Here is a 25,682-nt window from a genome sequence, read left to right as displayed (position 1 = left end):
TGAGAAAATAGCGCCTCGCTTTTTGAATCAAATGGAACTAATAAACCGTCTAGATAATCATGCAGCGCTCACCGTCGCCTGGTCCATTAAAGAATCCATTTACAAAGCAGCGAATATTCCTGGATTGTCTTTTCGCAACGCAATCGCACTTGAAATACATACCGAAAAACAAATGGGTAAAGCAACGCTAGGTAACGCAGAAAAAATAGCCAATTATTATTGGGAAGAATTTGAAGAATTCGTACTCACCTTGGCATTAATTGATTAATCTAATGAGGCAATCAGCGTAGTCAACTCATCCTTGTAGGAATCATCCCCTGCTTTTTCATATGCCAATATTAAGTTACGAAGTACCCGCCGAACAATCTCTAAATTCGAACAAGGCTGATAATAGATTTCATTTTGCTCTAAATTCAATTGCGCGATGTAATTATCAATATCCGTTTTATTAAAAATCAACCCTTTATTAAAGACGTTAATGTAGAACTGCAACTCATCTTTTTTGTAAGTCAAAACAAATAAATTAGGTAAATTAACTCCATAAACAGGCATCCCTAATTTCTGAGAAATCCACATATACACCACACATAAACTGATTGGGTTACCTTTCTTCGAATCAAGAACCACGTTAATAAAGGAATTATTAGCCGCATGAAAATTCTTCGTATTTGCCCCAAATTTCAATTGATCAAACATCACTGAATTTAAAATCTTTAATTGATCAATCGGATGTAAATCATCCCGCATTTGTGGCCAAACCTCAAAATACAGTTGCTCCATGGAAGCTTGCAATTCAGCGTAAGTAAATTCTGGATATCGATAAGTTGAAATAATCCACATTCCCTCTAATAAATCCATGCCTCCCCCTTCTTTCCACAGGGTGAGCCGGTTTTTCATTAAGTCTAACTGAAATTCATGAATTAAATCCTCTATTTTAGTTTGTAAATAGGGATTGAAACTTAAATGTTCCCATTCAGCTTCCAAAACTGGAATGATCGAATAACCTAAACTACGCATTTGAGCTTCGACCATTTGAACTACTTCGGTATCCGAGTCGTCCAAAAGTTGAATCATTGCTTTAATCGCGGGTCCTTCCATGTAGATTTTGTAACGTTCAAAATTAGTAAAAATCTCCAAAATTCAAAAAGAAACGGGGCTTTTGGCCTTTGAATAAATGTTTAGTTCCTAAATTTTTTTTCGGCTAAAAATGAGCGTAAATTTGTCGTTGCTAGTTAAGCACGATCACACATGATGAATATTCTGATTACTGGAGGAGCTGGATTTATAGGATCACATACCTATGTTGTACTGCAAGAAAATGGCTATAACCCCATTATAGTAGATAATTTCTCCAATTCATCTGAAAAAGTTATTGCCAACTTAGCTACAATTTGCGGCAAAGCAGTTACGTACGTTCATGCAGATGTGAATGATCCAGCAACCTATGATCAGCTATTTACAACCTACAAAATTGATGGTATTATTCATTTTGCAGCCTCAAAAGCTGTAGGTGAATCAGTAGCTAATCCACTGAAATATTACCGAAATAATGTTGCCTCTACCGTACTCTTACTCGAAAAAATGCAAGAATACGGCATAAATAACCTTGTATTCTCTTCTTCTTGTACTGTCTATGGCCAGCCGGATGAACTACCGGTTACCGAAAATTCTCCTGTTCAAGAAGCAGTTTCCCCATATGGAAATACCAAACAAATTTGCGAGGAGATTATTCGCGATACCGTAACTGCCGATTCATCGTTTAAAGCCATATCACTTCGCTATTTCAACCCCATTGGAGCTCATAAAAGTGCCTTAATTGGCGAACTACCCCTCGGACCACCTGCTAACCTAATCCCATTTTTAACGCAGTCGGTGGCTGGATTACGCGGCCCATTACAAGTTTGGGGAACAGATTACCCGACATCAGATGGAACCGCCATTCGAGATTACATACACGTGACCGATTTAGCTCATGCGCACGTGAAAGCATTAGTACACATTTTAAGTAAACCAAACAGCTCTTATTACGATTTCTTTAATATAGGCACAGGCGAAGGAAGTTCGGTTTTACAAGTTATTCAGGCATTTGAAAAGGCAACGAATCAACATGTAAATTATGAGGTTCGGGATCGCAGACCTGGCGACATTACAGCTGTTTATGCCGCGACAGAAAAATCAAATAACATCCTCGGCTGGAAAGCAAAAATTAGCTTGGAAGAAGCATTAAATGATGCCTGGGCATGGCAAAAAGCCCTATTATAACCCGTATGAAAAAAATAGTTATCACCGGTGGCGCCGGATTTATTGGATCTCATGTTGTCCGACTTTTCGTCGAAAAATACCCGGATTATCAAATTTATAATTTAGATGCATTGACGTATGCGGGGAATTTGGCCAACAATCAAGATATAGCTGACCGACCAAATTACCACTTCATCAAAGCGGACATTACAGATGCGGAACACATGGACGCGTTATTTGCCGAACATCAGTTCGACGGCGTATTGCACCTAGCTGCTGAATCCCATGTGGATCGTTCGATTACAGATCCTTTGGCATTTGTGCGTACAAACGTTATCGGGACCGTTAATTTATTACAAGCAGCAAAAAAACAATGGTCCGGAAAATACGAAGGAAAAAAATTCTACCATATTTCAACTGATGAAGTATATGGCGAATTGCATGACCCCAAAGAATTCTTTTTGGAAACCACACCATACGATCCACGGTCACCCTATTCAGCCTCAAAAGCAAGCTCAGATCATTTTGTGCGCGCTTATCATGAGACATATGGCTTACCAACCGTGATCACCAATTGCTCTAATAATTATGGACCAAATCATTTCCCTGAGAAGTTAATTCCTTTAATGATTCATAACATCCTCAACAACAAACCATTGCCAGTTTACGGTAAAGGTGAAAATGTACGTGATTGGCTATTTGTTGTTGACCATGCACGTGCAATCGATACCGTTTTCCACCAAGGAAAAATTGGCGAAACCTATAACATTGGGGGATTTAACGAGTGGAAAAATATTGATATTGTGCATTTATTGTGCAAAATCATGGATGAAAAATTAGGCCGACCAGCCGGAACGTCCGTTCAATTAATCACATACGTAACAGACCGAGCTGGACATGATTTACGTTATGCCATCGACGCAACAAAAATCATGAAAGAGTTAGGTTGGGAACCGAGTTTACAGTTTGCTGAAGGATTAGAAAAAACAGTTAGTTGGTATTTAAGCAACGAAAAATGGCTTAAAGATGTCACATCAGGTGATTATCAAAAATATTACACGACCATGTATCAAGGACGCTAATTATGAAAGGAATTATTCTAGCCGGTGGATCTGGCACACGTTTACACCCGTTGACATTAGCCGTTAGCAAGCAATTAATGCCTGTGTACGACAAACCGATGATTTATTATCCGCTTTCGATTCTGATGTTGTCAGGTATTCGGGAGATTTTGATCATTTCAACGCCACACGATTTGCCTCATTTTGAGAAGTTATTGGGTGATGGATCTAGTATCGGTTGCAAATTCGAATATGCGGTCCAACCAGAACCCAATGGCTTGGCTCAGGCATTTGTGATTGGAGAAAAATTTATTGGAAAAGAAAAAGTAGCTTTGGTATTAGGGGATAACATCTTCTATGGTTCAGGCTTGAGTAAATTACTACAGGCCAATAACGACCCGGAAGGTGGCGTTGTTTACGCTTATTCAGTAAATGATCCGGAGCGATATGGCGTAGTAGAATTTGATGCAAATAATAAAGTAATTTCCATCGAAGAAAAGCCTGAACATCCCAAATCAAACTATGCAGTTCCGGGCTTATATTTCTACGATAATGACGTCGTTGAAATTGCCAAAAACATCGCTCCATCGCCCCGTGGTGAATTTGAAATTACGGATGTAAACAAAGAATATTTAAAACGCGGTAAACTTTCTGTTGGCATTTTAAACCGCGGTACTGCTTGGTTGGACACGGGTACTTTCGCATCCTTAATGCAAGCAGGGCAATTTGTTCAAGTAATCGAAGAACGTCAAGGAATGAAAATTGGCTGTATTGAGGAGGTTGCCTACCGCATGGGCTACATTAATGCGAGCCAATTAGAAATGATTGCAAAACCGTTAGTAAAAAGTGGCTATGGTCAATACCTTTTGAACATATTACGCTAAAAAATAACCGGCAACCAATGCCGCACTAAATAACGCAATGGCAGGAACACGTCCCGTCTGCGCAATTAGAAATGCACAAATCACCAAGGCGATGGAAACCCCATCGCCTTTTGTTATCATCGGATATACAAACGTATACACCGCCACTCCTGTAAGACCTACAGAAGCGGCTTGAATACCTGCCAAAGAAGCTCGAATAAAGCGATATTGCTTCAGTTGGCCCCAAATTCTAAATACAAAAAAGATTAAAAAAGTACCAGGTAAAAAGATCCCTACAGCTCCAATAGCACTACCAGCTAATTGACCCAAAACTCCATAATCCTTCATTAATAATACGCCTAAATACGATGTGAGCGCAAAAATTGGCCCTGGCAATGACTGAGATAAAGCCATACCCGTCAGGTAATCGTCAGAACGAATTAATCCCTTAAAATCAACGAATTCGGTATATAAAACAGGTGCGAGTACCTGCCCTCCCCCAAAAACGAGACTTCCATTTCGGTAAAAATTCTCTAGTAAGTGAAACGGAAAGTAATCGGTGGTTTCACCTAAAATCACTAGCAAAACAAACACTCCCCAGTACAAATGAAAATTTGCCCAGGGTATGATCATTTTATGTTTATTCTGGCGCGGAAATTCTCGAAAATTCAAAGAAGAAATCATTCCTCCCATTACTAAAACTAGTGGAAAAACATAGGGAGTCGCAAACAAAATACCGATGGCCATCGTGACTAAAAGGATCCAAACGTACATCGAAGATTTAATCACTTTTCGGGCCATTAACCATCCTGCTTGTAAGATTAAACCTACGCCAACAGGTAACACAAATTGAACTAAATCTCGATTACGCAAATAAGTCATTCCGTAGGCCGCTAAAGTCATGACGAAAACAGCCGGTGTAATCCACAATAAAAGAGTCAAATAAGCCAAAGATGCCCCGCCCCGCTTTAAGCCAATCGCTGTAATCATCTGTGTGGATGTGGGCCCAGGCAACATCGAACAAAGTGCCTGAATTTCAAACAGCTCATCTTCAGTTAAATACTGTTTTTCATGCACGAGACGGCGCAAAAAAAGGGCCCAGTGTACCTGAGGCCCTCCAAATGATGTAGCAGCTAAAACAAATACATCCCATAAGAAATTCAGATGTTTTGGCCGTTTCACGTTATTTTTTCTTTAATCCCAATTCAATTAATCGCTCATTCAAAAACTCTCCAGCGGTCATGTCCGTATAAATCTTTGGACTTTCTGACGTTACGCAACTCTCCAAACACGTCAAATCCATTTCGGACCTTGGATGCATAAAAAATGGAATCGAATAACGCGACGTTCCCATCTTTTCACGCGGAGGATTAACCACGCGGTGAATCGTAGATTTTAAATGGTGATTCGTTAAACGATCCAACATATCCCCTACGTTTACGACAACCTGATCCGGCAAAGCCGTAATTGGAATCCATTTGCCATCCATACGCAACACCTCAAGACCTTCTGCTGAAGCACCCATCAAAAGCGTAATTAAATTAATATCACCATGTGCAGCAGCACGAACAGCCCCTTCCGGCAAGCTATCTGGATCTGCAATGGGGAAATAATGAATAGCCCGTAAAATCGAATTACCATTAATTACACGGGCTTCAAAATAATCCTCTTGCAAGTTTAAATACAATGCTATGGCACGTAAAAGCGATTTCCCCGCGGCTTCTAAGGTTTGATATCCTTGAACCGTTAACTCGGCAAATTGTGGGTATTCTGCTGGAAATACATTGGAAGGATATTCCTCCCAAACCGAATCTCCATCATTTTTATGCGGCTGGCCTACATGATAAAATTCCTTCAAATCAGGTACTTTAAACCCCTTTGCGGTTTCTTTTCCTTTCCCAATATAACCCCGTTGGCCAGCAATACCTTCAATCTCATACGCACGCTTGAGCTCATCCGGAGATTGAAAGAAACGCTCCACTTCAGCATATAACGCTTTCGTAAAGTCGGCCGACAAGCCATGGCCTTTAATTGCCACGAATCCGATCGTATTGAACGCTTGTCCTAAGTCTTGTACAAATTTTTCCTTGCGTACGGGATCTCCTGCATTAAAATCAGCTAAATCCAAAGACGGTATTTCTTCTAATAACATACTTATTTTGTTTCAAATTGACGCGAGACAAAATCCCAATTGACTACATTCCAAAAAGCGGTAATGTAATCCGCCCGCTTGTTTTGATACTTTAAATAATAGGCGTGCTCCCACACATCCAAGGCTAAAATCGGCTTGCCTTTTACCTCAGCCACATCCATCAACGGATTATCTTGGTTGGCCGTCGAACTAATCACTAATTTCGACCCATTCCAGGTCAACCAGGCCCAGCCGGAGCCAAAACGCGAAGTTGCGGCTTTGGCAAATTCCGATTTAAACGTATCTAAACTTCCAAAATCAGCTTGAATTTGCTTTAATAATGTAGCACTTGGTTGTTTTCCCGACGCAGGTGCTAATAATTGCCAAAAGAAACTGTGATTCCAGTGTCCTCCCCCATTATTTCGAACAGCCACTGGCTGTGTACTAATCGATGCCAACAATTCTTCGATTGATTTACTCGAGGTACCTACCGCCTTATTCAAGTTATCCACATAAGCCTTGTGATGGCGGCTGTGGTGAATTTCCATCGTTTGCTTATCAATATGCGGCTCTAAAGCATCATAAGAATAGCCAAGGGTAGGTAATGCAAAAGGTGCATTTTCCAATACATTGATCCGTGAGGCTACTAAACCTAAACCGGATAATTTTAAAAATTCGTTGCGATTCATTGTGTATTGGGTTTATTCATAATTTACTCGGCCCACAATACTGCGGCCAAGGGTAATCTCATCTGTATATTCTAAATCTCCACCGATCGGAATTCCGCGCGCAATGGTGGATATTTTAATCGAATAATCGGCTAATTTCTTCGTCAAATAAAATGCCGTCGTATCCCCTTCCATCGTTGGACTCAGTCCCAAAATAACTTCATCAAATGCACCAGAAGCAATGCGTGTTATCAGGGTGTCGATGTGTAAATCAGTGGGCGAAATACCTGCCAAAGGTGATATTATTCCACCAAGCACATGATACAAGCCGGTGTATTGACCCGTATTTTCGATGGCCATCACATCCCGCAAATCTTCTACCACGCATAATAGACGCTCATCGCGCTTGTTGCTTGCACAAATCCCACATAAATCTCCATCGGAAATCATGTGACACTGCGGACAATATTTAGTCTCCGTTCGAAGCTGAACTAACGCATGTGCTAATTGTAGCGATTGAGATTCAGGACGCTTCAGCATATGTAATGCTAAACGTAAGGCAGATTTCTTACCTATACCCGGCAATTTCGAAATTTCCTCCACAGCTTGCTCAATGATTCGAGACGGATAGGTATGCATCATAATTTAAGACTCAAATGATTCAATCTCGGCTGAAATACCGCGCCTGCAAATCTCATTGCGCATGGATACTAAGGTATCGAATTCACCAGATTTTACGCCACACCGACCGCGATAATGGATCATTAGCGTACATTGTTCGGCTTGTTCGGGGCTGTGTTCACATACCTCCATAAGCGTCATGGTCACATATTCAAAGGTATTAACTTCGTCATTATAAACGACTAATTGGTGTGCTGAAATGGTTTCTTCGTCCACTAAAACTTCTACTTCCTCCTGCAATTGCTCTTGCCCTGCCAAAGAAAAAATGAACTCTGAAACATTATCTACGGAGAAATCCATATTTTTGAAACTTGTATTGAAAACACCTCGCACAAATTTATATAAATTTCTCTTTAAACCTCTATGTCGATTCAATTAGCCGGCGGAATTCTTGCCATCTATTTTGGCCTCTTATTAGTCATCTCTTACTTCACATCGAAGGGAGCTGATACCAATGCCTTTTTTACCGCGAATCGGGAATCTCCTTGGTGGCTGGTGGCCTTTGGGATGATTGGAACTTCCATTTCTGGTTTAACTTTTATTTCTGTCCCGGGCGCTGTTGGCAAAACATTTTTCACCTATTATCAAGTCATTTTAGGCCATTCTTTAGGGTATCTAACGATTGCCCTCGTGCTAATGCCATTGTATTATCGACTCAATTTAATATCGATTTATGGCTACTTAGAAACACGATTCGGATTTTGGTCATACAAAACAGGTTCTGCCTTCTTTCTACTTTCGCGTACCATTGGCTCAGCGGCTCGCCTGTATTTAGCAGTTAATGTACTCCAAATCGCCATATTCGCTCCGATAGGTGTCCCGTTTGTTGTAACCGTTTTTATTTCCATCGCACTCATTTGGCTCTACACCCATCGAGGAGGTGTTAAAACAATTATCTGGACGGACACGCTTCAAACACTCTTTTTACTCGTCGCGCTATTCATTACTATATTTTTGGTCGGCCAAAAAATGAACATGGGTTTTGGTGAAATGATCGATACCATCCAAGCGAGCCCCCTATCGCACATGTTTGAATGGGATTGGAAGAGCCCGCATTTCTTTGGAAAAGACTTTTTAGCGGGGGTATTTATAGCCATTGTTATGACAGGTTTGGATCAAGATTTGATGCAAAAAAACTTAACCTGCAAGTCAATTGGGGAAGCACAAAAAAACATGTTCTGGTTTTATTGGGTATTGTTATTCATTAATATACTCTTCCTGTCATTGGGTGCATTATTATACATTTATGCGCAAGCAAATCAGATTGCCATACCTACGAAAACGGATGAATTGTACCCGCTATTGGCATTAGGTGGCGAATTTGGGACCTTAGCTGCGGTGACGTTTTTATTGGGAATTATTGCAGCATCCTATGCGAGTTCCGATTCTGCTTTGACTGCCTTAACGACTTCCTTTTGCATTGATTTTCTACGCATTGAGAAATTTAAAGAAGCCAAACGTGAAAAACTTAAACAACGTGTCCATCTAGGTTTTTCAGCCTTATTCTTCGTAGTGATAGGTTTATTTCACATTTTTAACACACAAGAACTAATCGCGGCAGTTTTTAATTTAGCTGGTTATACCTATGGCCCACTTTTAGGATTATTTTCATTTGGTTTATTTACCAAATACGGCGTGAAGGACAAATTAGTACCATCTATTTGCTTGGCTTCGCCCATCATCACTTTTTTTCTGGAAATGCAAGCGCAAACGCTTTTTGGTGGATTTGGATTCGCGAAGTTAATTTTGAACGGGGCGGTGTGTTTTCTAATGCTCTGGCTGATCCGCAAAGATCGCGTGATCGCCTAGAATTTGATTGCATTACGAATCGCAAAATAGATGACATTTTCCCCGGCACCCGTTTCTTTTAAGTAGGCCCCTGCCTTGCAGTAGCCTAGTTCGGCCTGAAAAAAGTAATGTTTAGTAGGAACATAATTAACATCTACCGCATAAATATCACACAATTTTAGCGCATCAGACGTCATTCGCGTCTCATCGTAGGGACGTAATTGAGACATATTGGGCGTATATACACCATCATTTGTACTGGTGCGTTGGACAAAAGAAGCCCGTGCGGTAGCTATCCATTTCGTTCCATTTTGATATCTGAGGTATGGGCTTACATTCAAGGTATTGGAAATATTCAAGGCAACTGTTTGCCCGAAAGGAGGACGGGCAAATAAGGTATTAAAGGTATTCAATTGTCCATCTTGCGTGGATTGATCACCAGGTACAAAATTCCCACTAAATCCAATATACCGATGTGGTTTAATAGAAAAATTCACATCCCAAACCGCCATAAAGGCGTGTATGTCCAGCGATTTAAACTGGCCTACTTGCCGCGAAAACTCAAAATCATAATTGAAACGCTGTGGATTTGAATAAAGATGTAATCCGATTGAATGCCTTTTTTCGGCACCAATAGTCGAGTAATATTCACGTGCCATTGATTCGAAATAGTAGTAATAGGCATCTGCATTAAGAAATTTCAAAAGCCGATCATATTTAAAATGCAAACCCGCTAATTTTTCAGCTGATTTTTCATCATCCAAAGCTCCTTGGTTCAACTTGATCGGATGGGTATAAAAAAGATCTGTTTTTAAGCGTTTAAGTTGATGAATTAAATGAGCCCCCACAAAACTTTGGCGATTATTCGGCCCTTCCCGAGTAGCAATAAATCGCTCTTGCCCAAATAGTAATTCTTGTCGGCCTAATCGAAGAACCAACTGATCTGCCAATTTCAAATCTGCGAACCACTGGTGAAAACCTAAGGTATTCTGGTCTACTTGGTTGGTGATTGGATTTGGGTTCCAAAAACGGGCGGTATTATTGATTTGAGCAAATACCCGAAAATTGGAATGAAGCCGTAAATCACCATGGAGTAAAATTCGATGAAGCCATTGGTGCGGATTTCCTGTCACATAGGAAGCTGGAATTTGGCCAAAATTCACATTGGTATAATTCTGATAATGTTCGCGTATTTCACCCCCGATGCTTAAGGTAGCTTGGCCAAAAATCGGCAAGTATTTTAATTTTTCATCCCAAGATTTGCTGGAACTGTCTGATTTCAGGTACGAAAAGTCATCTTCAAAACGTAGGCGCGCGATGTGTTGGGCACTAGCTTGTGAACATAATGAACAAATGAAAATGACAAAAAGAACGCTTCTGAACAAAATTAAATTTAATATAGGGGAACATAAAGATACCAAGTCAATCGTAAAATTAAAATGGAGTTTACAGGTCAATAGAAACAAAAACCTATTGAATTGGGTATTTTGGCAAACATTTTAATTTAAATATAGTTTATTTACAAAAATTTATAAAAATATTAATTTGAAAAAAGCGCCCATTTTTGATCTTGCGATAGTAGGCGCTGGCGCAGCTGGACTCCAATTACTATATGAGTACCTTCAATCCACTGAACATAAAGACTCCCGTATTTTACTAATTGATTCAGGTGATCGCTCAAAGAAAAGTTGGTGCTTCTGGGCTGCCAGCGGCCATGAATCCTTCCCTTTTCTCATTGAAAAATCCTGGAATAAAGTGACCTATCGGTATACAAATTCGGTTCGAGAGACGCAGGACATCGACAATTTAGGGTATCATTATATTTCATCGACCAACTTTTTTACCTATTTCTTCGATCAATTTATACCAGCACATCCGCAAATTACCCACCAAATAGGCTGGGTTGACACCTTGACTGAAACGGTATCTGTAGTGGACATACAAATCAAAGGTGGTTCCACTTACCAGGCGAAACAAGTAGCTGATGCACGTATTGAAAAACAGGTACCCAGTGAAAAGCCAACATTGTCTCAGCATTTTTGGGGCAAATTCATCGAGTTTGATACGGATACATTGGATAGCGAGTCGGCGACGTTGATGGATTTCAGCCAAGCGCAAACATCGGATGATTATACTGTATTTCATTACATACTACCTTTCTCTGCGCGTAAAGGCTTAATAGAAACAACTGTTTTTAGCAAAGCGGGATACGATGAGTCGGCATATGCGGCACATTGGAATCAATACATGGAGGCTAATTTCGCGGGCAAAAACTATCAAGTTTTGGAGGAAGAGCGTGGAACAATTCCCATGGCGTTGACGAAGGCACCTCATCAACCTGGTAAAATTTTCGCGATTGGAACGGCGTCAGGACAAGTTAAAGCATCAACAGGCTATGCGTTTACGCGGATGCATGCGGATGCGAAAGCAAGGGTACACCAAAGTTCATTTACGCGTAAACCACGATTTAAATTTTACGACTCGATCTTATTGCACATGATTCAGACGGAGAATAAGGTGATTCCTCAGGTGATGGACCAACTATTTGGGTGTACACCATTTGCTCGGGTTTTGAACTTTCTAGATGAAAAGACGAGTATTTGGCAGGAAATAAAGATGTTTAGTCAGCTCCAAATACCGTTGTTCCTGAAACATTTAGTATTGAAAAACCGATGAAATACCTACTCCAAAGTGCTGGAATCGTGTTTTCGCTAGGTTACTTGGGCTTAAGTAGCGTATGGGAGGACATGCCGGTCCAAGTAGAATGGGGATTTTGTGCGGTATTATTAGCCACATTAGGCATTCCACATGGGGCGGCGGACCATTTGGTGGCAGAAAAATTGGCACATGCCCAGCAGCAATCATTTCAGTTGCCCATGTTCCTGGTGAAATACCTGTCAGTCATGGCTGCTTATTTACTCTTGTGGTACATTTCCCCATTGGTTTCATTTGGCGTATTCATTGCGATTTCTGTATTTCATTTTGGGGATTTAGAGACAACTGCCGTTGAATCTCGAGCGCAGGTGGGGCTACCCTATTACCTTCAAATCCTTCGTTCATTTGTACTCGGCGTAGGGATATTGGGCTTTATATTGTCCCAACATGCACAAGAAGTCACTCCGATCCTGCAGAAATTTGATTTAGGAATAACGCTGGATGTAGAAACTTTGCCAGCAGGGTTTTATGTTGTTTGCATGCTGTTGGGATTTCAAAAAGAACATACCGTTTATTTTATCTATACGGGCATTACCTTATGGATAGGAATCTATCTACCCTTGCTTCCTGCGTTCATGTGTTACTTTGCAGGCTGTCATTCCATGTATAGTTTACGGGTACTGGCGACGTCACTCCAGTGTAGTCTGTGGAAATTAGTAGGCCAACTGGTGCCTTTCACCCTCGCTGCTATCTCCTTGGGAACCATTTATTTATATCTAGTAAGTCCACAAAAATGGGTGGCGCATGCATTTATTTTCCTATCAATCTTGACTTTACCTCATTTTTTTTTAATGCATAAAATTATCCCTAAGCGCCCGTAGCTTACTTTTTTGTACATTTTTAATTTTTTTTTTAATTTTTTTTACTCCACGTAAAACAATTATCAATTTATTCTGTTTAACTTTCAATATCAATAGTTAAACAGTTCATTACTTTTTTATCTATCACTTTAAACATTTCTATTATGGAAACATTAAACATTTTACTGGATGGCTCTTTAGCTGCCGGAGATTACATCGGATTTACCTTCTTTACAGGTTACATGTCGATGCTTGCTGCTTCTATCTTTTTCATCGTTGAAAGAGGAACAGTTAATGACAAGTGGAAAACATCTTTATTGATTTCCGCATTAATTACATTTATTGCCGCTGTACACTATTTCTACATGCGTGGTGTATGGTTGGAGACACATGAGTCACCAACTCAATTCCGTTACATTGACTGGACATTAACTGTACCTTTGATGTGTATCGAGTATTTCTTAATCCTTAAGCCAGCTGGTGCAAAAACAGGTATGCTTTCTCGCTTGATCTTCGGATCTGTTGTGATGTTAGTTGCAGGTTACATCGGTGAGGCAGTAGTTCCAGAGCAAAACGTAATGTGGGGTATCATCTCAACATTAGGATGGGCTGTGATTATCTATGAAATCTACGCTGGTGAGGCATCTAAATTAGCTGCTGCTTCAGATAACGAGCACGTCAAATCAGGATACAAAGTAATGCGTTGGTTCACTTTAGTGGGCTGGGCAATCTATCCAATCGGTTACATGATGTTGCCAGGTAACTTATTAAGTGGCATGGCAGGCAACATTGACTTAGCTTACAACATTGCGGATGCTATCAACAAAATCGGTTTCGGTTTAGTTGTTTACAGCATTGCAAAAGGAGCTTCTGCTGCAAAAGCTTAATTATCAAAATTGATTATAGTAAAAAAGAAAGGCCAATCATGGCCTTTCTTTTTTTGTTTACAGGTACTTTGAATTTGGCAATCCTAACACTTCGAAAATAGTTAGTACACGAGGTAATGATTGTGTACATGCCAAACGGGTTGAATTCAAATAAACATCCCACACAAGACGGCAATCAGAAGTAGTGGCTAATCTTATTTTAACATCGGAAACAAAGTACGAATTTCTGCTTCACTCGGTTGTGAACCATATTCACAAATCTCGAAAGCCTCAGCATAGCGTACAGTTGCTGCCTTAGCCTCACCATACCATTTAACTAACGATTTTTGAACGTCGGCATTAGGCTTAGCCACCCGCTTTTGAAGCAAATATTCCAGGTGTTTTGAAGGGTCTTTAGGCACATCTGCTTCATAATTACCTATCCAAGGAAGCCACTCATAAAATTGCGATTGATGAGCATCCAAACCAGCTAACTTTTTTTCAATTACCGGCGTAATATCCACCGCAATATCTACTTGGAATGGGTTAGGTTTCTTGAAATTATCTTGAAAATAAAGAAACACGGGATTCTTGCGCAAGGGCTCCACATCAGGCGCCACATTCGGAACGCCCACCATAAATGCAGCATCCTGAACAAGTACACCCGTATAGCGATGATCTGGATGGTAATCATTCGTCCGCGGAGCAATCACCACATCTGCTTTCCACTCACGAATTTTTCGAATAATTTGCAAACGAATTTCCAAGGTTGGCAACAATTCACCATCATGATTATCCAATACATCATAGGCAACACCTAAACGCTTGGCAACTTCACGCGTTTCGGCGATACGACGCTTCGCAAGCATCCCACCACCCTGTGATTGATGGCCCGCATCGCCATTCGTGACAGATAAAAACTTTACTTCGTGCCCCATTTGCACATAAAGTGCAGCAGTACCACCCCCTTTAATATCACAATCATCAGGATGAGCCCCAATAAACAAAATGCGTAATGGCTTTGCCTGTATATCTGCAGACAAAAACACAAGTAAAATACATATGATTTTTTTCATTTGATTTGGAATTTTAGTTTCAATGTTAGGGAATTTGATCAATAAATCAAACTGAGCTGACCGGGTACATATTCGAAATGAACTCAAAAAACACACCAACTTCCATCGGTCAGATGTACAAAAAAAAGAAATAATTCTTACATTCGATTATGAGAATATACATCCTACTTTTCTTCCTCCTAAGCATGGGAGCGCAAGCTCAAATCGCTGATAAAGTCAAATCCATGAAGGCCCATTCGGGTTACTTTAATTTTTATTACGATGAGCCAAACGATAAAATTTTTCTTGAAGTCACTAAACTTAACCAGGAGTTTCTATACGCCTACTCGCTCGCTCAAGGAGTGGGAAATAACGACCTTGGTTTAGATCGTGGCCAACTCGGCAATGAGCAAGTTGTCTATTTTGAAAAACAAGGAAATAAACTCTTTTTGATCCAACCGAATACCCGTTACCGGGCAAATACGAGTAATTCGTTAGAAAAAATTTCGGTCCAACAAGCATTTGCGAAATCAGTTTTATTCGGATTTAAAATCGAAAGTAGCAGTGATGGGGCTTATTTAATTGATTTCACCGACTTTCTGATGCAAGATGTGCACGGTGTGTTGAAGCGATTGGCGCAAGCAAAGCAAGGAACATATAGTTTAGATAAATCCAAAAGTTCATTGGAATTAGCGCACACAAAATCATTTCCCAAAAATTCAGAATTTGAAGCCCGTTTAACCTTCGCGGGAAATGGAACAGGGGCAGAAATTAAATCAGTTACTCCTAATGCGGATTATGTGACCGTCGTCGAACACCATTCATTTATAGAATTGCCAGATTCCGCCTACAAGCCGCGCTTATTTGATCCGCGATCTGGAGCCAATGCCATTACGTTTCTAGATTATGCGTCCCCAGTACAAGAAGTTATTGAAAAGAAATGGATTACACGCCATAGATTAGAAAAAAAATATCCGCAATTTCCTGTAAGTGAGGCAGTTAAACCAATTGTTTATTATTTGGATAATGGAACACCTGAACCCATTCGTTCCGCACTGATGGAAGGAGGACGCTGGTGGAACCAGGCATTTGAAGCCATTGGATATAAGGATGCATTCCAAATTAAATTGTTACCTGAAGGAGCAGATCCGCTTGATGTTCGTTATCACGTCATTCAATGGGTGCACCGTTCTACACGCGGTTGGAGTTATGGCGCCAGCATTGCTGACCCTAGAACCGGGGAAATCATGAAAGGCCACGTTAGCCTAGGTAGCCTTCGCATTCGGCAAGATTTTTTAATCGCTCAGGCGCTTATGAACGCACCATTTGCGATCGATGGGTCAACAAATGGCCCTATGTTAGCCATGGCCCTAGCTCGCATACGTCAATTAGCTGCACATGAAATAGGGCACACCCTAGGATTTGCCCATAATTATGCTGCCAGTGCGCTAGGAAATTCCAGCGTCATGGATTATCCCCATCCCCAAATTAATTTCAAAGGCGATCAAATTGATTTTAGTCATGCATATGATACTAAAATAGGCGAATGGGATAAAGTAACAGTGGATTATGCCTATGGAAATCACGCAAATAGCACTGAATTAAATCAAGTAATTAATCAAGCTTATGCCAAAGGAATGCGGTTTATAACGGATGCAGATGCACGCAATCCAGGTGGCGCACATATTTTGGCCCATCTTTGGGATAATGGAAAAACAATAGTAGATGAATTGGATCATTTGTTGGCCGTTCGTAAAAAAGCTATTGCCAACTTCTCCGTAGCGAATATCCGTCCAAACGAGACCTACTCACATTTAGAGGATGTATTTGTTCCTTTGTACTTTTTGCATCGCTATCAAACAGAAGCTGCCACAAAAATCATAGGTGGATATGACTATAATTATGCCGTTCGAGGCGGCAAGGAAATGGTCTTGTCATCCGCTCCTAAAAATTTACAGATTCAAGCATTAAAGGCTGTTATACAAACTTTAGATGCACAAACATTAGCTATTCCAAAGGAAAAACTATCCTTATTCCCTCCTAGAGCATTTAATTACGAACGAACCCGCGAATCATTTAAAGGAAAGACGGGGCTCACATTCGACCCATTTGGCGCGGTAGAATCGGCGGCCGACTTCACCTTGGATTTTTTAGTTCATCCAGATCGATTGTCGCGGTTGGCTGGAAATAAGGCTATCGACGCAAGCCAATTAGGGCTTACGGAGACCCTACAAACACTCGTACAAGCGACAATGTATCGAGTACACCAGGATAGTTATCTACAAGCGACACAAGAAACAATCAATTTCAAGGTGCTTTCTTCCTTGTTAAATGCCGCAAATGCGCCAACAATTTCACCGTTGGCAGCTGCGGGGTTGCATGCATCCATAAATGAAATTCGGGCATTTTACGTTAAAAAACCAAGTGTTTTTGCCAACTACCTTATTCACACCATAGATCAATTTAAGTCAAATCCAGGTGAGTGGAAACCAATGCAAACGCCTACTATTCCTGATGGAGCACCAATTGGCATGGATTGCTTGGATTAAAAAAACTTCTACTGAACTAGTTAATCGATAAAAATTATGTCAAAATCGAATTTGAAAATTTTAATTAGTTGGGCCCTCATGTGCGCACCTATATTTGCGCTGGCACAAAAAAAACCGAATGTCATTCTCATCATGATGGATGATTTAGGCTACGGGGATCTTAGTTGTTATGGTGCGAGTCAATACCAAACACCCAACTTAGATAAAATGGCAAAGGAAGGTGTTCGGTTCACCCATTTTCTTTCAGCACAAGCAGTTTGCTCTGCTTCCCGCGCAGGCTTATTAACGGGTTGTTATCCAAACCGCATTGGAATTTCGGGAGCCCTTTTCCCAAATTCTAAAATTGGAATTAATCCAGAGGAGGAAACCATCGCAGAACTGTTGAAAGCCAACGGGTATAGAACAGGGATTTTCGGTAAATGGCACTTGGGCGATCATAAAGATTTTTTACCGTTGCAGCATGGGTTTGATGAATATGTGGGTATCCCCTACTCCAACGACATGTGGCCCGTACATTTCGACGGAACAAGACCCGATAATAACTCCAGAAGAAAATTCCCTGAGCTTCCGCTAATCCGAGGAAACGATGCCAGCTCCTATATAAAAACCTTAGATGATCAGGCACAAATCACCCAAATACTAACCAAAGAGTCCATTCAATTTATTGAACGAAATAAAGCAAAACCATTTTTTCTCTACCTTCCGAATCCAATGCCCCATGTACCCATCAATGCATCCGAATCTTTTAGAGGGAAAAGTAAACAAGGATTATATGGGGACGTCATGATGGAAATGGACTGGTCGGTAGGTCAAATATTACAAACGTTGCGCCGACTAAACCTCGAAAAGAACACCATTGTCATTTTCACTAGTGATAATGGTCCTTGGCAGAATTTTGGAAATCATGCGGGGTCTACCGGAGGCCTACGGGAAGCGAAAGGGTCTTCTTTTGAGGGTGGCCAACGCGTTCCATTCCTTGTTCAATGGAAAGGCCATCTTCCCGAGGGCACAATACAGAATAGCTTGGCGGCCAATATTGATTTATTGCCAACAATCTGTGCCATAACAAACAGTCAATTGCCGCGCAAAAAAATCGATGGCGTTAACATTCAAGCGCTTATGCAGGGAATCCCAGATATGGAGCCCCGACAAGTATTTTATTATTATTACCGAACCAATAATTTAGAAGCCGTACGGAAAGGCTCGTGGAAACTTGTATTTGCCCATGCCGGTCGGACTCACGAAGGTTTTATGCCTGGTCAAGATGGATTTCCTGGTAAGTTGAAAGAAGATTTTCCATTTCCCCAGGGTCTTTATGACTTGCGCCGTGATCCCGGCGAACGCTACGATGTAAGTGAAAAATATCCGGAGAAATTAGCTGAATTAATCGCCTTAGGAAATCAGGCACGAAGTGAAATTGGTGATGATATATTGAAAGTAAAAGGAACTGAAAACCGGATGCCAGGCATCGTTGTGATACCATGAAAATTTTCAAAATACTACTATTTTGGGGTATATCAGCAGTGGTATACGGCCAACAAAAACCTAACGTAATCTATATTTACGCCGATGATTTGGGTTATGGAGAACTGGGCGTTTATGGTCAGCAAAAAATCAAAACGCCGTTTTTAGATGCGATGGCAAAAGAAGGCATTCGATTTACACAACATTATACCGGAGCGCCCGTCTGTGCCCCGGCACGATGTATGCTGATGACGGGGCTTCATGCAGGACACTCCTACATTCGAGGAAATTATGAATTGGGTGGATTTGCAGATGATAAAGAAGGAGGTCAAATGCCTTTGCCCGAAAATACATTCACCATCGCCAAACTAATGAAAATGGCGGGATACCAAACTGGGCTTGTTGGCAAATGGGGATTAGGCATGAGCAATACAACAGGCAATCCAAACGAACAAGGCTTTGATTATGCGTATGGGTTTCTAGACCAAAAGCAAGCACATAATTTATATCCAACGCATCTTTGGGAAAATGGAAAGTGGGACACCTTGCGCAATTCATATCAATTTGTTCATGAATACCGAGAAACTAATCTGGCGATTGATTCCATCAACTTTGATAAGTTTAAAGGTAAAGACTATGCGGCAACTAAAATGATGGAAAAAGCATTGGGATTTATACAACAGCATAAGTCAAGGCCATTTTTTCTCTATCTACCGCTACCATTACCCCATTTATCTTTGCAAGCACCAGAAGAGGAGATAAAAGCCTATCAAGGAAAATTTCAGGAAACCATATACACGGGAAAAAAGGGAGGTTATGTGCCTACAAAATACCCTAAGGCAACGTATGCCGCAATGATTACTTATTTAGATAAGCAAGTGGGGCGAATCTTAACAGAATTAAAAAAGCACCACATAGATGAGCATACCCTTGTCATCTTTTCGAGTGATAATGGTGCCACATTTGATGTGGGCGGCGTAGATACCGAATTTTTCAATTCGGTAGGCGGATTACGCGGCCGAAAACAAGATCTTTATGAGGGCGGAATTCGGGAACCCATGATAGTTCGTTGGCCAGGAAAAATTAAAGCCGGACAAGTAACAGACCACGCATCAGCTCAATTTGACCTGATGGCCACCTTAGCAGAATTAACAAATCAAAAAATTCCTGTGGCCACAGATGGCATTTCATTTTTACCCACGCTTCTTGGCAAAAAGCAAATAACTCATCCTTTTCTATACTTTGAATTTCCTGAAAAATCAGGGCAAATAGCTGTTCGAATCGGCCAGTTTAAGGGAGTAAAAAGCCAAATGAAAAAAAATATAAACGCGCCGTGGGAAATTTATGATTTAGCAAAAGATCCCTCTGAGCGCAATAATATTGCAAATGAAAACAAAGAATTACAAAAACAAATGGACGATATCGTTCGAAAACAACATCGTCCATCACATATAAAAGAATGGGAATTTGTAAATCCCAAATTTTAAGGTTGGCTTAAAAATGCTTTTGAATAATTTATTTTCAAGGCATCCATAGCTGGCAAATGACCTGTTAAGCGCTTTTTGAAATCGGCATAATTTTTTGATTCTTTCGTCGACCATGAAACTTCCGAAAGTGCTAGAGCACGCGGATAGGTCATATATTCCGCATAATTTATATTACTGATGTACTCAGTCCAAACATTGGCTTGAATCCCTACCACATGTTTGGCTTCTTCAGCACTCAATTCAGGTAAATCTGGCTCAAACGAATAACACTTGCTTAAAGGTAAATTACCTCCAATGGCAATAGGCTCATTTTTAGGATCTGTTTGATAGTAATCCAAATAGAAATAGGAATTGGGCGACATGACCACATCGTGCTTCAGTTTTGCAGCTTCGATACCACCCTTCGTGCCTCTCCAAGACATCACCATCGCATTGGGCGAAAGACCACCCTCGAGAATTTCGTCCCAACCGAGTAGTTTCTTCCCCTTAGATGTGACAAATTTATCGATCCGACGAATAAAATAGCTTTGCAATTCATGCTCGTCCTTTAAGCCTAATTTCTTGATTAAATCCTGACAAAAACGACTCTCCTTCCATTGGGTTTTGGGACATTCGTCGCCACCAATATGAATGTATTGACTAGGAAACAAAGTCATCACCTCCGTTAACACATTTTCCAAAAACTCAAACGTTTCTTCACGTGGAAAAAGAACATCATCTGAAACGCCCCATTTGGTTTTCACCTGATAAAGCTTGTCGGCATTCGCTCCCAATTGAGGATAAGCAGCCAGTACCGCCTGCGAGTGACCCGGCATTTCAATCTCGGGAATCACCTCAATGTATTTTTTTGCCGCATAGGCGACGATATCTTTCACTTCTTCTTGGGTATAAAAACCACCATGAGGCTTTCCATCATATTTTTGATCCTTGTAATGCCCCAACATACTCTCTTTTCGTACCGAAGAAATGGACGTTAACAAAGGGTATTTTTTAATTTCAATGCGCCAGCCTTGATCCTCAGTCAAATGCCAATGAAACGTGTTCATCTTATAAATAGCCATCAAATCAAGGAACCGTTTCACGGATTCAACCGGATAATAATACCGACCGACGTCCAGCATTAATCCGCGGTAATTAAAGCGCGGTTCGTCTTGAATCTTAACATTTAGAATAGAAATCGGACCGGCCAACTTAGCTCCAGCGTATACTTGAGCAGGCATCAATTGCAGTAAAGTTTGCAACGCATAGAAAGCACCTTTTCCCGTTTTGGCTTCAATGCTAACTTTATTGGAATTTACGTGAAGCATGTAGGCCTCATCGCCTAAAGAATTATTTTGCGCAAATTGAATGGTCGCCTTTTGTGTCGCTTTCGCCGCCGTAGGAAATCCAGATGCATCTTGAATATACGTAGCTAATAAATGAGCTGACGGCGCAAAATCTGGGTGACTAAAACCTATACTTACTGTTTTTTTGATCGTAAATTGACCGTCAACTGGGGATACCACTTTAGGTAATGGAATGAGGTTATACGTATTTTGCGCAAAACCTGAGAAAGCTAGTAGAAAAACAAATAAGAAAATTTTCATAAGTACCGGTTCAATGTGGTTCACAAATTAAAATACAGAACCTCCGAGGTTCCATTTTACTAAAATCTCAAAGTAATCAAGGCTTCTTGCCACTGGCTACTAAATCATTCATCACGCGAGTAGCCACTAAATCCACACAATTTGACTGAACTAAACCGCGCATATTAGGCACAGCTTGATTTTTGATCCATAAATCGGTCAAAGCAACTTGACTGCAATCCGTAAACGATAGCGCGGATCCAGCAGCATCTTGAAGATGAAGGCCAGTGACTGTCACCGACTTACATCCTTTCATCGCCACTAAACAAGGACTAGCCTGCGAAATAGTTTCAGGTAAATAGCCTTTTTGAATCTGTGTTGTTAAAGAGGCTACTAATCCTTTGCCTTGGCCATCGATTACTCCTTTACCAAATACGCCAACATTTTGTTCTCCTTCCGCTACAATCAAAGCCCGCACCCCACCTACCGATATGTAATCATATGGGGAAGAAGCACCCACAAGCACGGCACCTTCACGAAGCTCAATCATGACATTGGATTTTAATCGAATACTTCCCGTCAAATAACGCCCCACTGAAAATACCAAAGTACCTCCACCCTTCTCCTGAATAAAATCTACCGCCTTCTGAATCGAACGTGAATTCAACGTAATCCCGTCCGACTTCACGCCAAACAAGGATGCATGATACTCCTTACCTTGCAAAGCCCAAGGAAGGCAAAGTGCTAACCAACAAATTAGGACAAATTTCATACTCAGTTATTTTATAATTAATTGACTCGTTTTGTGTGAGAAAACCTGCTGTTTACCCACACTTTCCGGCTCATGAACAACAAGCCCGGTGAAACTAACATCTTTGACATCATCCAAAACGACACTCGGGCGATAATCCTTCTTTTTTGCCGTAAAGGTCACATTTTCAAAGCTTACCCCTTCCGCATGTCGCACATAAAAGGCCCAGGCAGGCAGTTCTTTAAATTGAGAAAATTCGGGATAGGCATCCCGCATTTCAGGTACGCCGTCTAACTCCTCAGCACTCAGACCTCGTTTGGCATACAATGGATTCCCCTCACCAGGATATACAATTTGAATATTTTTCAAGTGAACACCTTGGATTTTATTTTCCACTAAGCCAACGATACTAGCCGGTGAAATATTTCGAGGCAAATCCTCCACGGGCCCTTCATAATTATACCCAGCATCCGGCTTGGTCAATGGAACCTCCGCATAAACATTCGAAATAGTCACATTTTTCATGTAAGGCTTTTTTCCTTTTGCCCAGCGATCTCCAAGCCGCAAATAAATGACATTCCCCGTATTGATGGACCTGACCCCATCAATTACAATATTTTCAATCTCCCCGCCGTCTACAGCCGCTAAGGTGATCGCAGAACGGAACGTATCAAATATCGTTAAATTGGTAATCTTGAAATTTTTAAAGCCACCCCGAGACACCGTCCCAAACTTTAGGCCATTGGCACTCGATCGCCCGACGCAATTGTCTACAACCACATTTTGACACATGTGCTCCGCCGAATGCGACTTAAAACAGATGACATCATCCGCTGCATCAAAATAAGAGTTTTTAATAACCACCCCATCGCAATCCACGATATCAATTCCGTCATTATTCCAATATGACTTACTATCAACATAAATATGGTCCACATAAAGATTTTGACATTGGTCATATGTTTGATTCCAGCTACCCGGATCGCGCAATGTAATATCCACAATTCGAATATTTTTACATTCCCGGAAATAGATATTTTGTGGCCGATTCGTTTCATTCGGTCGGTCATACTTCAAAGGATCCGTGTAGATCCCCCGATGAATGTAATTCACCATATTATAGGCTGTCAAAAATCCCCGCCCATTAATAGTTCCCTTACCCGTAATCCCTATATTCTCTTGATTAACCGCAAAAATCATAGACATCCACCCTATTTTGGCGTCTTTTATATAATCAAAAGGATTTGTTGAACCCAAAATCGTAGCCCCCTGCTCCAAATGAAGCGTCACATTCGACTTTAAATAAATACTCCCTGTGACATAGGAGCCGGTTTCAAAAATAAGCCGACCGCCCCCTTGTTCGTGGACAAAGTCAATAGCCTTTTGAATGGTATTTGTATTGATTGTAAATCCATCATTTTTAGCTCCAAAATCACTTACGGTAAAGTCCTTCGCTGTAAGTGAAAAACCAAAAATGACTGAAAACAGAATAATTAGTGTGTTTTTCATTTTGTTTGAATTATATCTTTGGTTTTATAAAAGTGTACCTGCTTTTTCTTTTTAACCGGTTCCTCATAGCGCAATCCTGTTAAACGTCCACCAAGGACATCATCAAACACCAGTGCAGGGCGATACTCCTTTAATTTAGCCGTGAACGTGATATTTTCAAGAGTCAAATTTTTAGCGTGACGTACATACAATCCCCAAGCGGGTAATTCCTTAAATTGAGAAAACTCAGGGTATGCCGCGGGCATTTCAGGAATACTATCCAATTCGGCCGGCTGAAGGCCACGAAAAGCATACGCTGGATTGCTATTCCCCGGATAGACAAGGTGGATATTGCGCAAGGTTACATCAGATATATATTGACCAGGCAAGCCTACAATACTCGCTGGTGAAATATTTCGGGGCAAATCCTCAATGGGACCCTCATACTCCCGACCAGCATCAGCCTTGCCCTCCGCAATTTCGCAGTACATATTTTGAATACGTATATTGCTCATACTGCCCACACGTCCTTTGTTCCAGCGAGCACCTATGCGCAGGTAAATGGCATTGCCAACATTATACGCATACAAACTATCTACCAAAATATTTTCGACCACACCCCCATCTGGAGTAGCAATTGTAATAGCTGAGCGATGGGTATCATAAACCTTATTATTGATAATTTTAAAGTTTTTATACCCTCCCGATGTCACCGTCCCAAATTTGATTCCACTCGCACTAGACCGAGCAACGCAATTTCTAACCTCAACATCATCACACATTTTGGTTGGGTCATGCGATTTGAAACAAATCGCATCATCACTGGAATCAATAAAAGAATTGGAAATAATAACGTGCTGGCAATCAACAATATCAATACCATCATTATTCCAAAAAGCCTTACTGTCAACCGTAATTCGATCGATCTTCAGGTACGTGCATTGGTCACAAACAAGGACCCACTCAGCCGCATTTTTAATGACAATACCCGTAATGTCAACATTGGTACATTCCCGAAAATAAATTGCCTTTGGTCGCCAAAGAGCAGAACGATCATTCACCAAAGCATCTTTTAATATACCTTTTTGAACCTGATCCGAAACTTGATAAGCTACATCCCTGCCCTGCCCATCGATTACTCCTTTACCCGTCAACGCAATGTGATCAGCCTTAGTCGCACTAATTAACGAAGGGAAACGCTCCGCTAAATTATAATCGTAAATATTCGTGGACCCAAGTAAAATAGCCCCTTCCTCCAAGTGAATCGTTACATTGGATTTTAACTGAATGTTTCCAGTTAGGTATCTGCCAACGTAGAAGACGAGTCGGCCGCCACCTTTTTCATGAATGTAATCAATGGCTTTTTGAATACTGGTCGTATTTAACGTAGTTCCGTTTGATTTAATACCAAATAAAGACGCTTTATAGTCCTCAGCATGGGTAGTCAAACCCGTAAACAGCGTCAAAAACAAAAGAATTAAGAGATTCTTAGTCATTTTTTGAAGGTTT

23 protein-coding genes are annotated in these 25,682 nt (G+C 40.9%); 11 read left to right on the top strand and 12 right to left on the bottom strand.

Annotation, left to right across the window (positions count from 1 at the left end; genetic code table 11):
• The coding region (locus tag ACIQ6T_RS04210; protein WP_395784560.1) for a 4'-phosphopantetheinyl transferase superfamily protein at window positions 1-268 on the top strand (268 nt) is incomplete at its 5' end.
• Here ACIQ6T_RS04210 and ACIQ6T_RS04205 read toward each other — a convergent pair.
• Window positions 265-1,098, bottom strand: coding sequence for a transglutaminase-like domain-containing protein (locus tag ACIQ6T_RS04205; RefSeq protein WP_395784558.1), 834 nt, complete (start codon window positions 1,096-1,098; stop codon window positions 265-267). The genes ACIQ6T_RS04210 and ACIQ6T_RS04205 overlap by 4 nt on opposite strands.
• 150 nt (window positions 1,099-1,248) lie before the next feature.
• Here ACIQ6T_RS04205 and galE point away from each other — a divergent pair, with 150 nt between their 5' ends.
• Genes galE through rfbA form a run of 3 tightly spaced genes read left to right on the top strand, consistent with a single transcriptional unit; the run spans window position 1,249 to window position 4,186 of the window.
• Window positions 1,249-2,262 carry a UDP-glucose 4-epimerase GalE gene (gene galE, locus ACIQ6T_RS04200; protein ID WP_395784556.1) on the top strand — a complete coding sequence of 338 codons (1,014 nt, stop codon included), beginning with the start codon at window positions 1,249-1,251 and terminating at the stop codon, window positions 2,260-2,262.
• Between the two features lie 5 nt (window positions 2,263-2,267).
• Window positions 2,268-3,323: a dTDP-glucose 4,6-dehydratase gene (gene rfbB / locus ACIQ6T_RS04195; RefSeq protein ID WP_395784554.1), complete on the top strand. Its 1,056-nt coding sequence runs from the start codon at window positions 2,268-2,270 to the stop codon at window positions 3,321-3,323.
• Between the two features lie 2 nt (window positions 3,324-3,325).
• Window positions 3,326-4,186 carry a glucose-1-phosphate thymidylyltransferase RfbA gene (gene rfbA / locus ACIQ6T_RS04190; RefSeq protein WP_395784552.1) on the top strand — a complete coding sequence of 287 codons (861 nt, stop codon included), beginning with the start codon at window positions 3,326-3,328 and terminating at the stop codon, window positions 4,184-4,186.
• Here rfbA and ACIQ6T_RS04185 read toward each other — a convergent pair.
• From ACIQ6T_RS04185 to ACIQ6T_RS04165, 5 genes are read right to left on the bottom strand one after another with little or no spacing between them, the layout of a single operon-like run.
• On the bottom strand, window positions 4,178-5,347 hold the full coding sequence (locus tag ACIQ6T_RS04185) for a chromate transporter (protein WP_395784550.1): 1,170 nt from the start codon (window positions 5,345-5,347) through the stop codon (window positions 4,178-4,180). The genes rfbA and ACIQ6T_RS04185 overlap by 9 nt on opposite strands.
• A gap of 1 nt (window position 5,348) precedes the next feature.
• Complete coding sequence (locus ACIQ6T_RS04180; protein WP_395784548.1) at window positions 5,349-6,317, bottom strand: isopenicillin N synthase family dioxygenase; 969 nt, start codon at window positions 6,315-6,317, stop codon at window positions 5,349-5,351.
• A 2-nt stretch (window positions 6,318-6,319) separates the two neighbouring features.
• On the bottom strand, window positions 6,320-6,985 hold the full coding sequence (locus ACIQ6T_RS04175) for a superoxide dismutase (RefSeq protein WP_395784546.1): 666 nt from the start codon (window positions 6,983-6,985) through the stop codon (window positions 6,320-6,322).
• A 12-nt stretch (window positions 6,986-6,997) separates the two neighbouring features.
• The gene (recR, locus tag ACIQ6T_RS04170; RefSeq protein WP_395784544.1) at window positions 6,998-7,606 is read right to left on the bottom strand and encodes a recombination mediator RecR; all 609 of its coding nucleotides are present in this window, start codon (window positions 7,604-7,606) and stop codon (window positions 6,998-7,000) included.
• A gap of 3 nt (window positions 7,607-7,609) precedes the next feature.
• Entirely contained in the window at window positions 7,610-7,945 is a 336-nt protein-coding gene (locus tag ACIQ6T_RS04165) for an ATP-dependent Clp protease adaptor ClpS (protein ID WP_395784542.1), read from the bottom strand.
• A gap of 63 nt (window positions 7,946-8,008) precedes the next feature.
• On the opposite strand from ACIQ6T_RS04165, the gene ACIQ6T_RS04160 reads away from it, so the two are divergent.
• Window positions 8,009-9,454 (top strand): sodium:solute symporter, encoded by a 1,446-nt coding sequence (locus ACIQ6T_RS04160; RefSeq protein WP_395784540.1) that lies wholly within the window; start codon window positions 8,009-8,011, stop codon window positions 9,452-9,454.
• Here the strand turns inward: ACIQ6T_RS04160 and ACIQ6T_RS04155 are convergent.
• Window positions 9,451-10,818, bottom strand: coding sequence for an alginate export family protein (locus ACIQ6T_RS04155; RefSeq protein ID WP_395784538.1), 1,368 nt, complete (start codon window positions 10,816-10,818; stop codon window positions 9,451-9,453). The two genes, ACIQ6T_RS04160 and ACIQ6T_RS04155, sit on opposite strands and share 4 nt — an antisense overlap.
• A gap of 160 nt (window positions 10,819-10,978) precedes the next feature.
• Between ACIQ6T_RS04155 and ACIQ6T_RS04150 the strand changes: the two genes are divergently transcribed.
• The 3 genes from ACIQ6T_RS04150 to ACIQ6T_RS04140 all read left to right on the top strand — a co-directional run bounded on the left by ACIQ6T_RS04150 (window position 10,979) and on the right by ACIQ6T_RS04140 (window position 13,835).
• On the top strand, window positions 10,979-12,109 hold the full coding sequence (locus ACIQ6T_RS04150) for a lycopene cyclase family protein (RefSeq protein WP_395784536.1): 1,131 nt from the start codon (window positions 10,979-10,981) through the stop codon (window positions 12,107-12,109).
• Window positions 12,106-12,969, top strand: coding sequence for a Brp/Blh family beta-carotene 15,15'-dioxygenase (locus ACIQ6T_RS04145; RefSeq protein WP_395784534.1), 864 nt, complete (start codon window positions 12,106-12,108; stop codon window positions 12,967-12,969). Before ACIQ6T_RS04150 ends, ACIQ6T_RS04145 begins: the two co-directional genes overlap by 4 nt.
• A gap of 143 nt (window positions 12,970-13,112) precedes the next feature.
• Window positions 13,113-13,835: a bacteriorhodopsin-like gene (locus ACIQ6T_RS04140; RefSeq protein WP_395784532.1), complete on the top strand. Its 723-nt coding sequence runs from the start codon at window positions 13,113-13,115 to the stop codon at window positions 13,833-13,835.
• Between the two features lie 194 nt (window positions 13,836-14,029).
• Here ACIQ6T_RS04140 and ACIQ6T_RS04135 read toward each other — a convergent pair whose 3' ends face one another.
• On the bottom strand, window positions 14,030-14,890 hold the full coding sequence (locus ACIQ6T_RS04135; protein ID WP_395784530.1) for a PIG-L deacetylase family protein: 861 nt from the start codon (window positions 14,888-14,890) through the stop codon (window positions 14,030-14,032).
• A 149-nt stretch (window positions 14,891-15,039) separates the two neighbouring features.
• Between ACIQ6T_RS04135 and ACIQ6T_RS04130 the strand changes: the two genes are divergently transcribed.
• The 3 genes from ACIQ6T_RS04130 to ACIQ6T_RS04120 are packed head-to-tail and all read left to right on the top strand — an operon-like array spanning window position 15,040 to window position 20,369.
• The gene (locus ACIQ6T_RS04130) at window positions 15,040-17,418 is read left to right on the top strand and encodes a zinc-dependent metalloprotease (protein WP_395784528.1); all 2,379 of its coding nucleotides are present in this window, start codon (window positions 15,040-15,042) and stop codon (window positions 17,416-17,418) included.
• A gap of 36 nt (window positions 17,419-17,454) precedes the next feature.
• The gene (locus tag ACIQ6T_RS04125; protein ID WP_395784526.1) at window positions 17,455-18,903 is read left to right on the top strand and encodes a sulfatase; all 1,449 of its coding nucleotides are present in this window, start codon (window positions 17,455-17,457) and stop codon (window positions 18,901-18,903) included.
• Window positions 18,900-20,369, top strand: coding sequence for an arylsulfatase (locus ACIQ6T_RS04120; RefSeq protein WP_395784524.1), 1,470 nt, complete (start codon window positions 18,900-18,902; stop codon window positions 20,367-20,369). The genes ACIQ6T_RS04125 and ACIQ6T_RS04120 overlap by 4 nt, the downstream gene beginning before the upstream one ends.
• Here ACIQ6T_RS04120 and ACIQ6T_RS04115 read toward each other — a convergent pair.
• The 4 genes from ACIQ6T_RS04115 to ACIQ6T_RS04100 all read right to left on the bottom strand — a co-directional run bounded on the left by ACIQ6T_RS04115 (window position 20,366) and on the right by ACIQ6T_RS04100 (window position 25,669).
• The gene (locus ACIQ6T_RS04115) at window positions 20,366-21,955 is read right to left on the bottom strand and encodes a beta-N-acetylhexosaminidase (RefSeq protein WP_395784522.1); all 1,590 of its coding nucleotides are present in this window, start codon (window positions 21,953-21,955) and stop codon (window positions 20,366-20,368) included. The two genes, ACIQ6T_RS04120 and ACIQ6T_RS04115, sit on opposite strands and share 4 nt — an antisense overlap.
• A 76-nt stretch (window positions 21,956-22,031) precedes the next feature.
• Window positions 22,032-22,706 (bottom strand): glycosyl hydrolase family 28 protein, encoded by a 675-nt coding sequence (locus tag ACIQ6T_RS04110; protein ID WP_395784520.1) that lies wholly within the window; start codon window positions 22,704-22,706, stop codon window positions 22,032-22,034.
• A gap of 6 nt (window positions 22,707-22,712) precedes the next feature.
• Window positions 22,713-24,194: a glycoside hydrolase family 28 protein gene (locus tag ACIQ6T_RS04105; protein ID WP_395784518.1), complete on the bottom strand. Its 1,482-nt coding sequence runs from the start codon at window positions 24,192-24,194 to the stop codon at window positions 22,713-22,715.
• Complete coding sequence (locus ACIQ6T_RS04100) at window positions 24,191-25,669, bottom strand: glycoside hydrolase family 28 protein (protein WP_395784516.1); 1,479 nt, start codon at window positions 25,667-25,669, stop codon at window positions 24,191-24,193. Before ACIQ6T_RS04100 ends, ACIQ6T_RS04105 begins: the two co-directional genes overlap by 4 nt.
• Between the last annotated feature and the right edge of the window lie 13 nt (window positions 25,670-25,682).

Source organism: Aquirufa sp. (assembly GCF_044377215.1).
Taxonomy (GTDB): Bacteria; Bacteroidota; Bacteroidia; order Cytophagales; family Spirosomataceae; genus Aquirufa.
This window is presented reverse-complemented; position numbering and strand designations above follow the sequence as displayed.

Excerpts from the sequence above, each read along its gene's own strand:
- ACIQ6T_RS04205 (WP_395784558.1), bottom strand. The coding sequence starts at position 1,098 with ATGGAAGGACCCGCGATTAAAGCAATGATTCAACTTTTGGACGACTCG.
- galE (WP_395784556.1), top strand. The coding sequence starts at position 1,249 with ATGATGAATATTCTGATTACTGGAGGAGCTGGATTTATAGGATCACAT.
- rfbB (WP_395784554.1), top strand. The coding sequence starts at position 2,268 with ATGAAAAAAATAGTTATCACCGGTGGCGCCGGATTTATTGGATCTCAT.
- rfbA (WP_395784552.1), top strand. The coding sequence starts at position 3,326 with ATGAAAGGAATTATTCTAGCCGGTGGATCTGGCACACGTTTACACCCG.
- ACIQ6T_RS04180 (WP_395784548.1), bottom strand. The coding sequence starts at position 6,317 with ATGTTATTAGAAGAAATACCGTCTTTGGATTTAGCTGATTTTAATGCA.
- ACIQ6T_RS04175 (WP_395784546.1), bottom strand. The coding sequence starts at position 6,985 with ATGAATCGCAACGAATTTTTAAAATTATCCGGTTTAGGTTTAGTAGCC.
- recR (WP_395784544.1), bottom strand. The coding sequence starts at position 7,606 with ATGATGCATACCTATCCGTCTCGAATCATTGAGCAAGCTGTGGAGGAA.
- ACIQ6T_RS04165 (WP_395784542.1), bottom strand. The coding sequence starts at position 7,945 with ATGGATTTCTCCGTAGATAATGTTTCAGAGTTCATTTTTTCTTTGGCA.
- ACIQ6T_RS04160 (WP_395784540.1), top strand. The coding sequence starts at position 8,009 with ATGTCGATTCAATTAGCCGGCGGAATTCTTGCCATCTATTTTGGCCTC.
- ACIQ6T_RS04145 (WP_395784534.1), top strand. The coding sequence starts at position 12,106 with ATGAAATACCTACTCCAAAGTGCTGGAATCGTGTTTTCGCTAGGTTAC.
- ACIQ6T_RS04140 (WP_395784532.1), top strand. The coding sequence starts at position 13,113 with ATGGAAACATTAAACATTTTACTGGATGGCTCTTTAGCTGCCGGAGAT.
- ACIQ6T_RS04135 (WP_395784530.1), bottom strand. The coding sequence starts at position 14,890 with ATGAAAAAAATCATATGTATTTTACTTGTGTTTTTGTCTGCAGATATA.
- ACIQ6T_RS04130 (WP_395784528.1), top strand. The coding sequence starts at position 15,040 with ATGAGAATATACATCCTACTTTTCTTCCTCCTAAGCATGGGAGCGCAA.
- ACIQ6T_RS04125 (WP_395784526.1), top strand. The coding sequence starts at position 17,455 with ATGTCAAAATCGAATTTGAAAATTTTAATTAGTTGGGCCCTCATGTGC.
- ACIQ6T_RS04120 (WP_395784524.1), top strand. The coding sequence starts at position 18,900 with ATGAAAATTTTCAAAATACTACTATTTTGGGGTATATCAGCAGTGGTA.
- ACIQ6T_RS04115 (WP_395784522.1), bottom strand. The coding sequence starts at position 21,955 with ATGAAAATTTTCTTATTTGTTTTTCTACTAGCTTTCTCAGGTTTTGCG.
- ACIQ6T_RS04110 (WP_395784520.1), bottom strand. The coding sequence starts at position 22,706 with ATGAAATTTGTCCTAATTTGTTGGTTAGCACTTTGCCTTCCTTGGGCT.
- ACIQ6T_RS04105 (WP_395784518.1), bottom strand. The coding sequence starts at position 24,194 with ATGAAAAACACACTAATTATTCTGTTTTCAGTCATTTTTGGTTTTTCA.
- ACIQ6T_RS04100 (WP_395784516.1), bottom strand. The coding sequence starts at position 25,669 with ATGACTAAGAATCTCTTAATTCTTTTGTTTTTGACGCTGTTTACGGGT.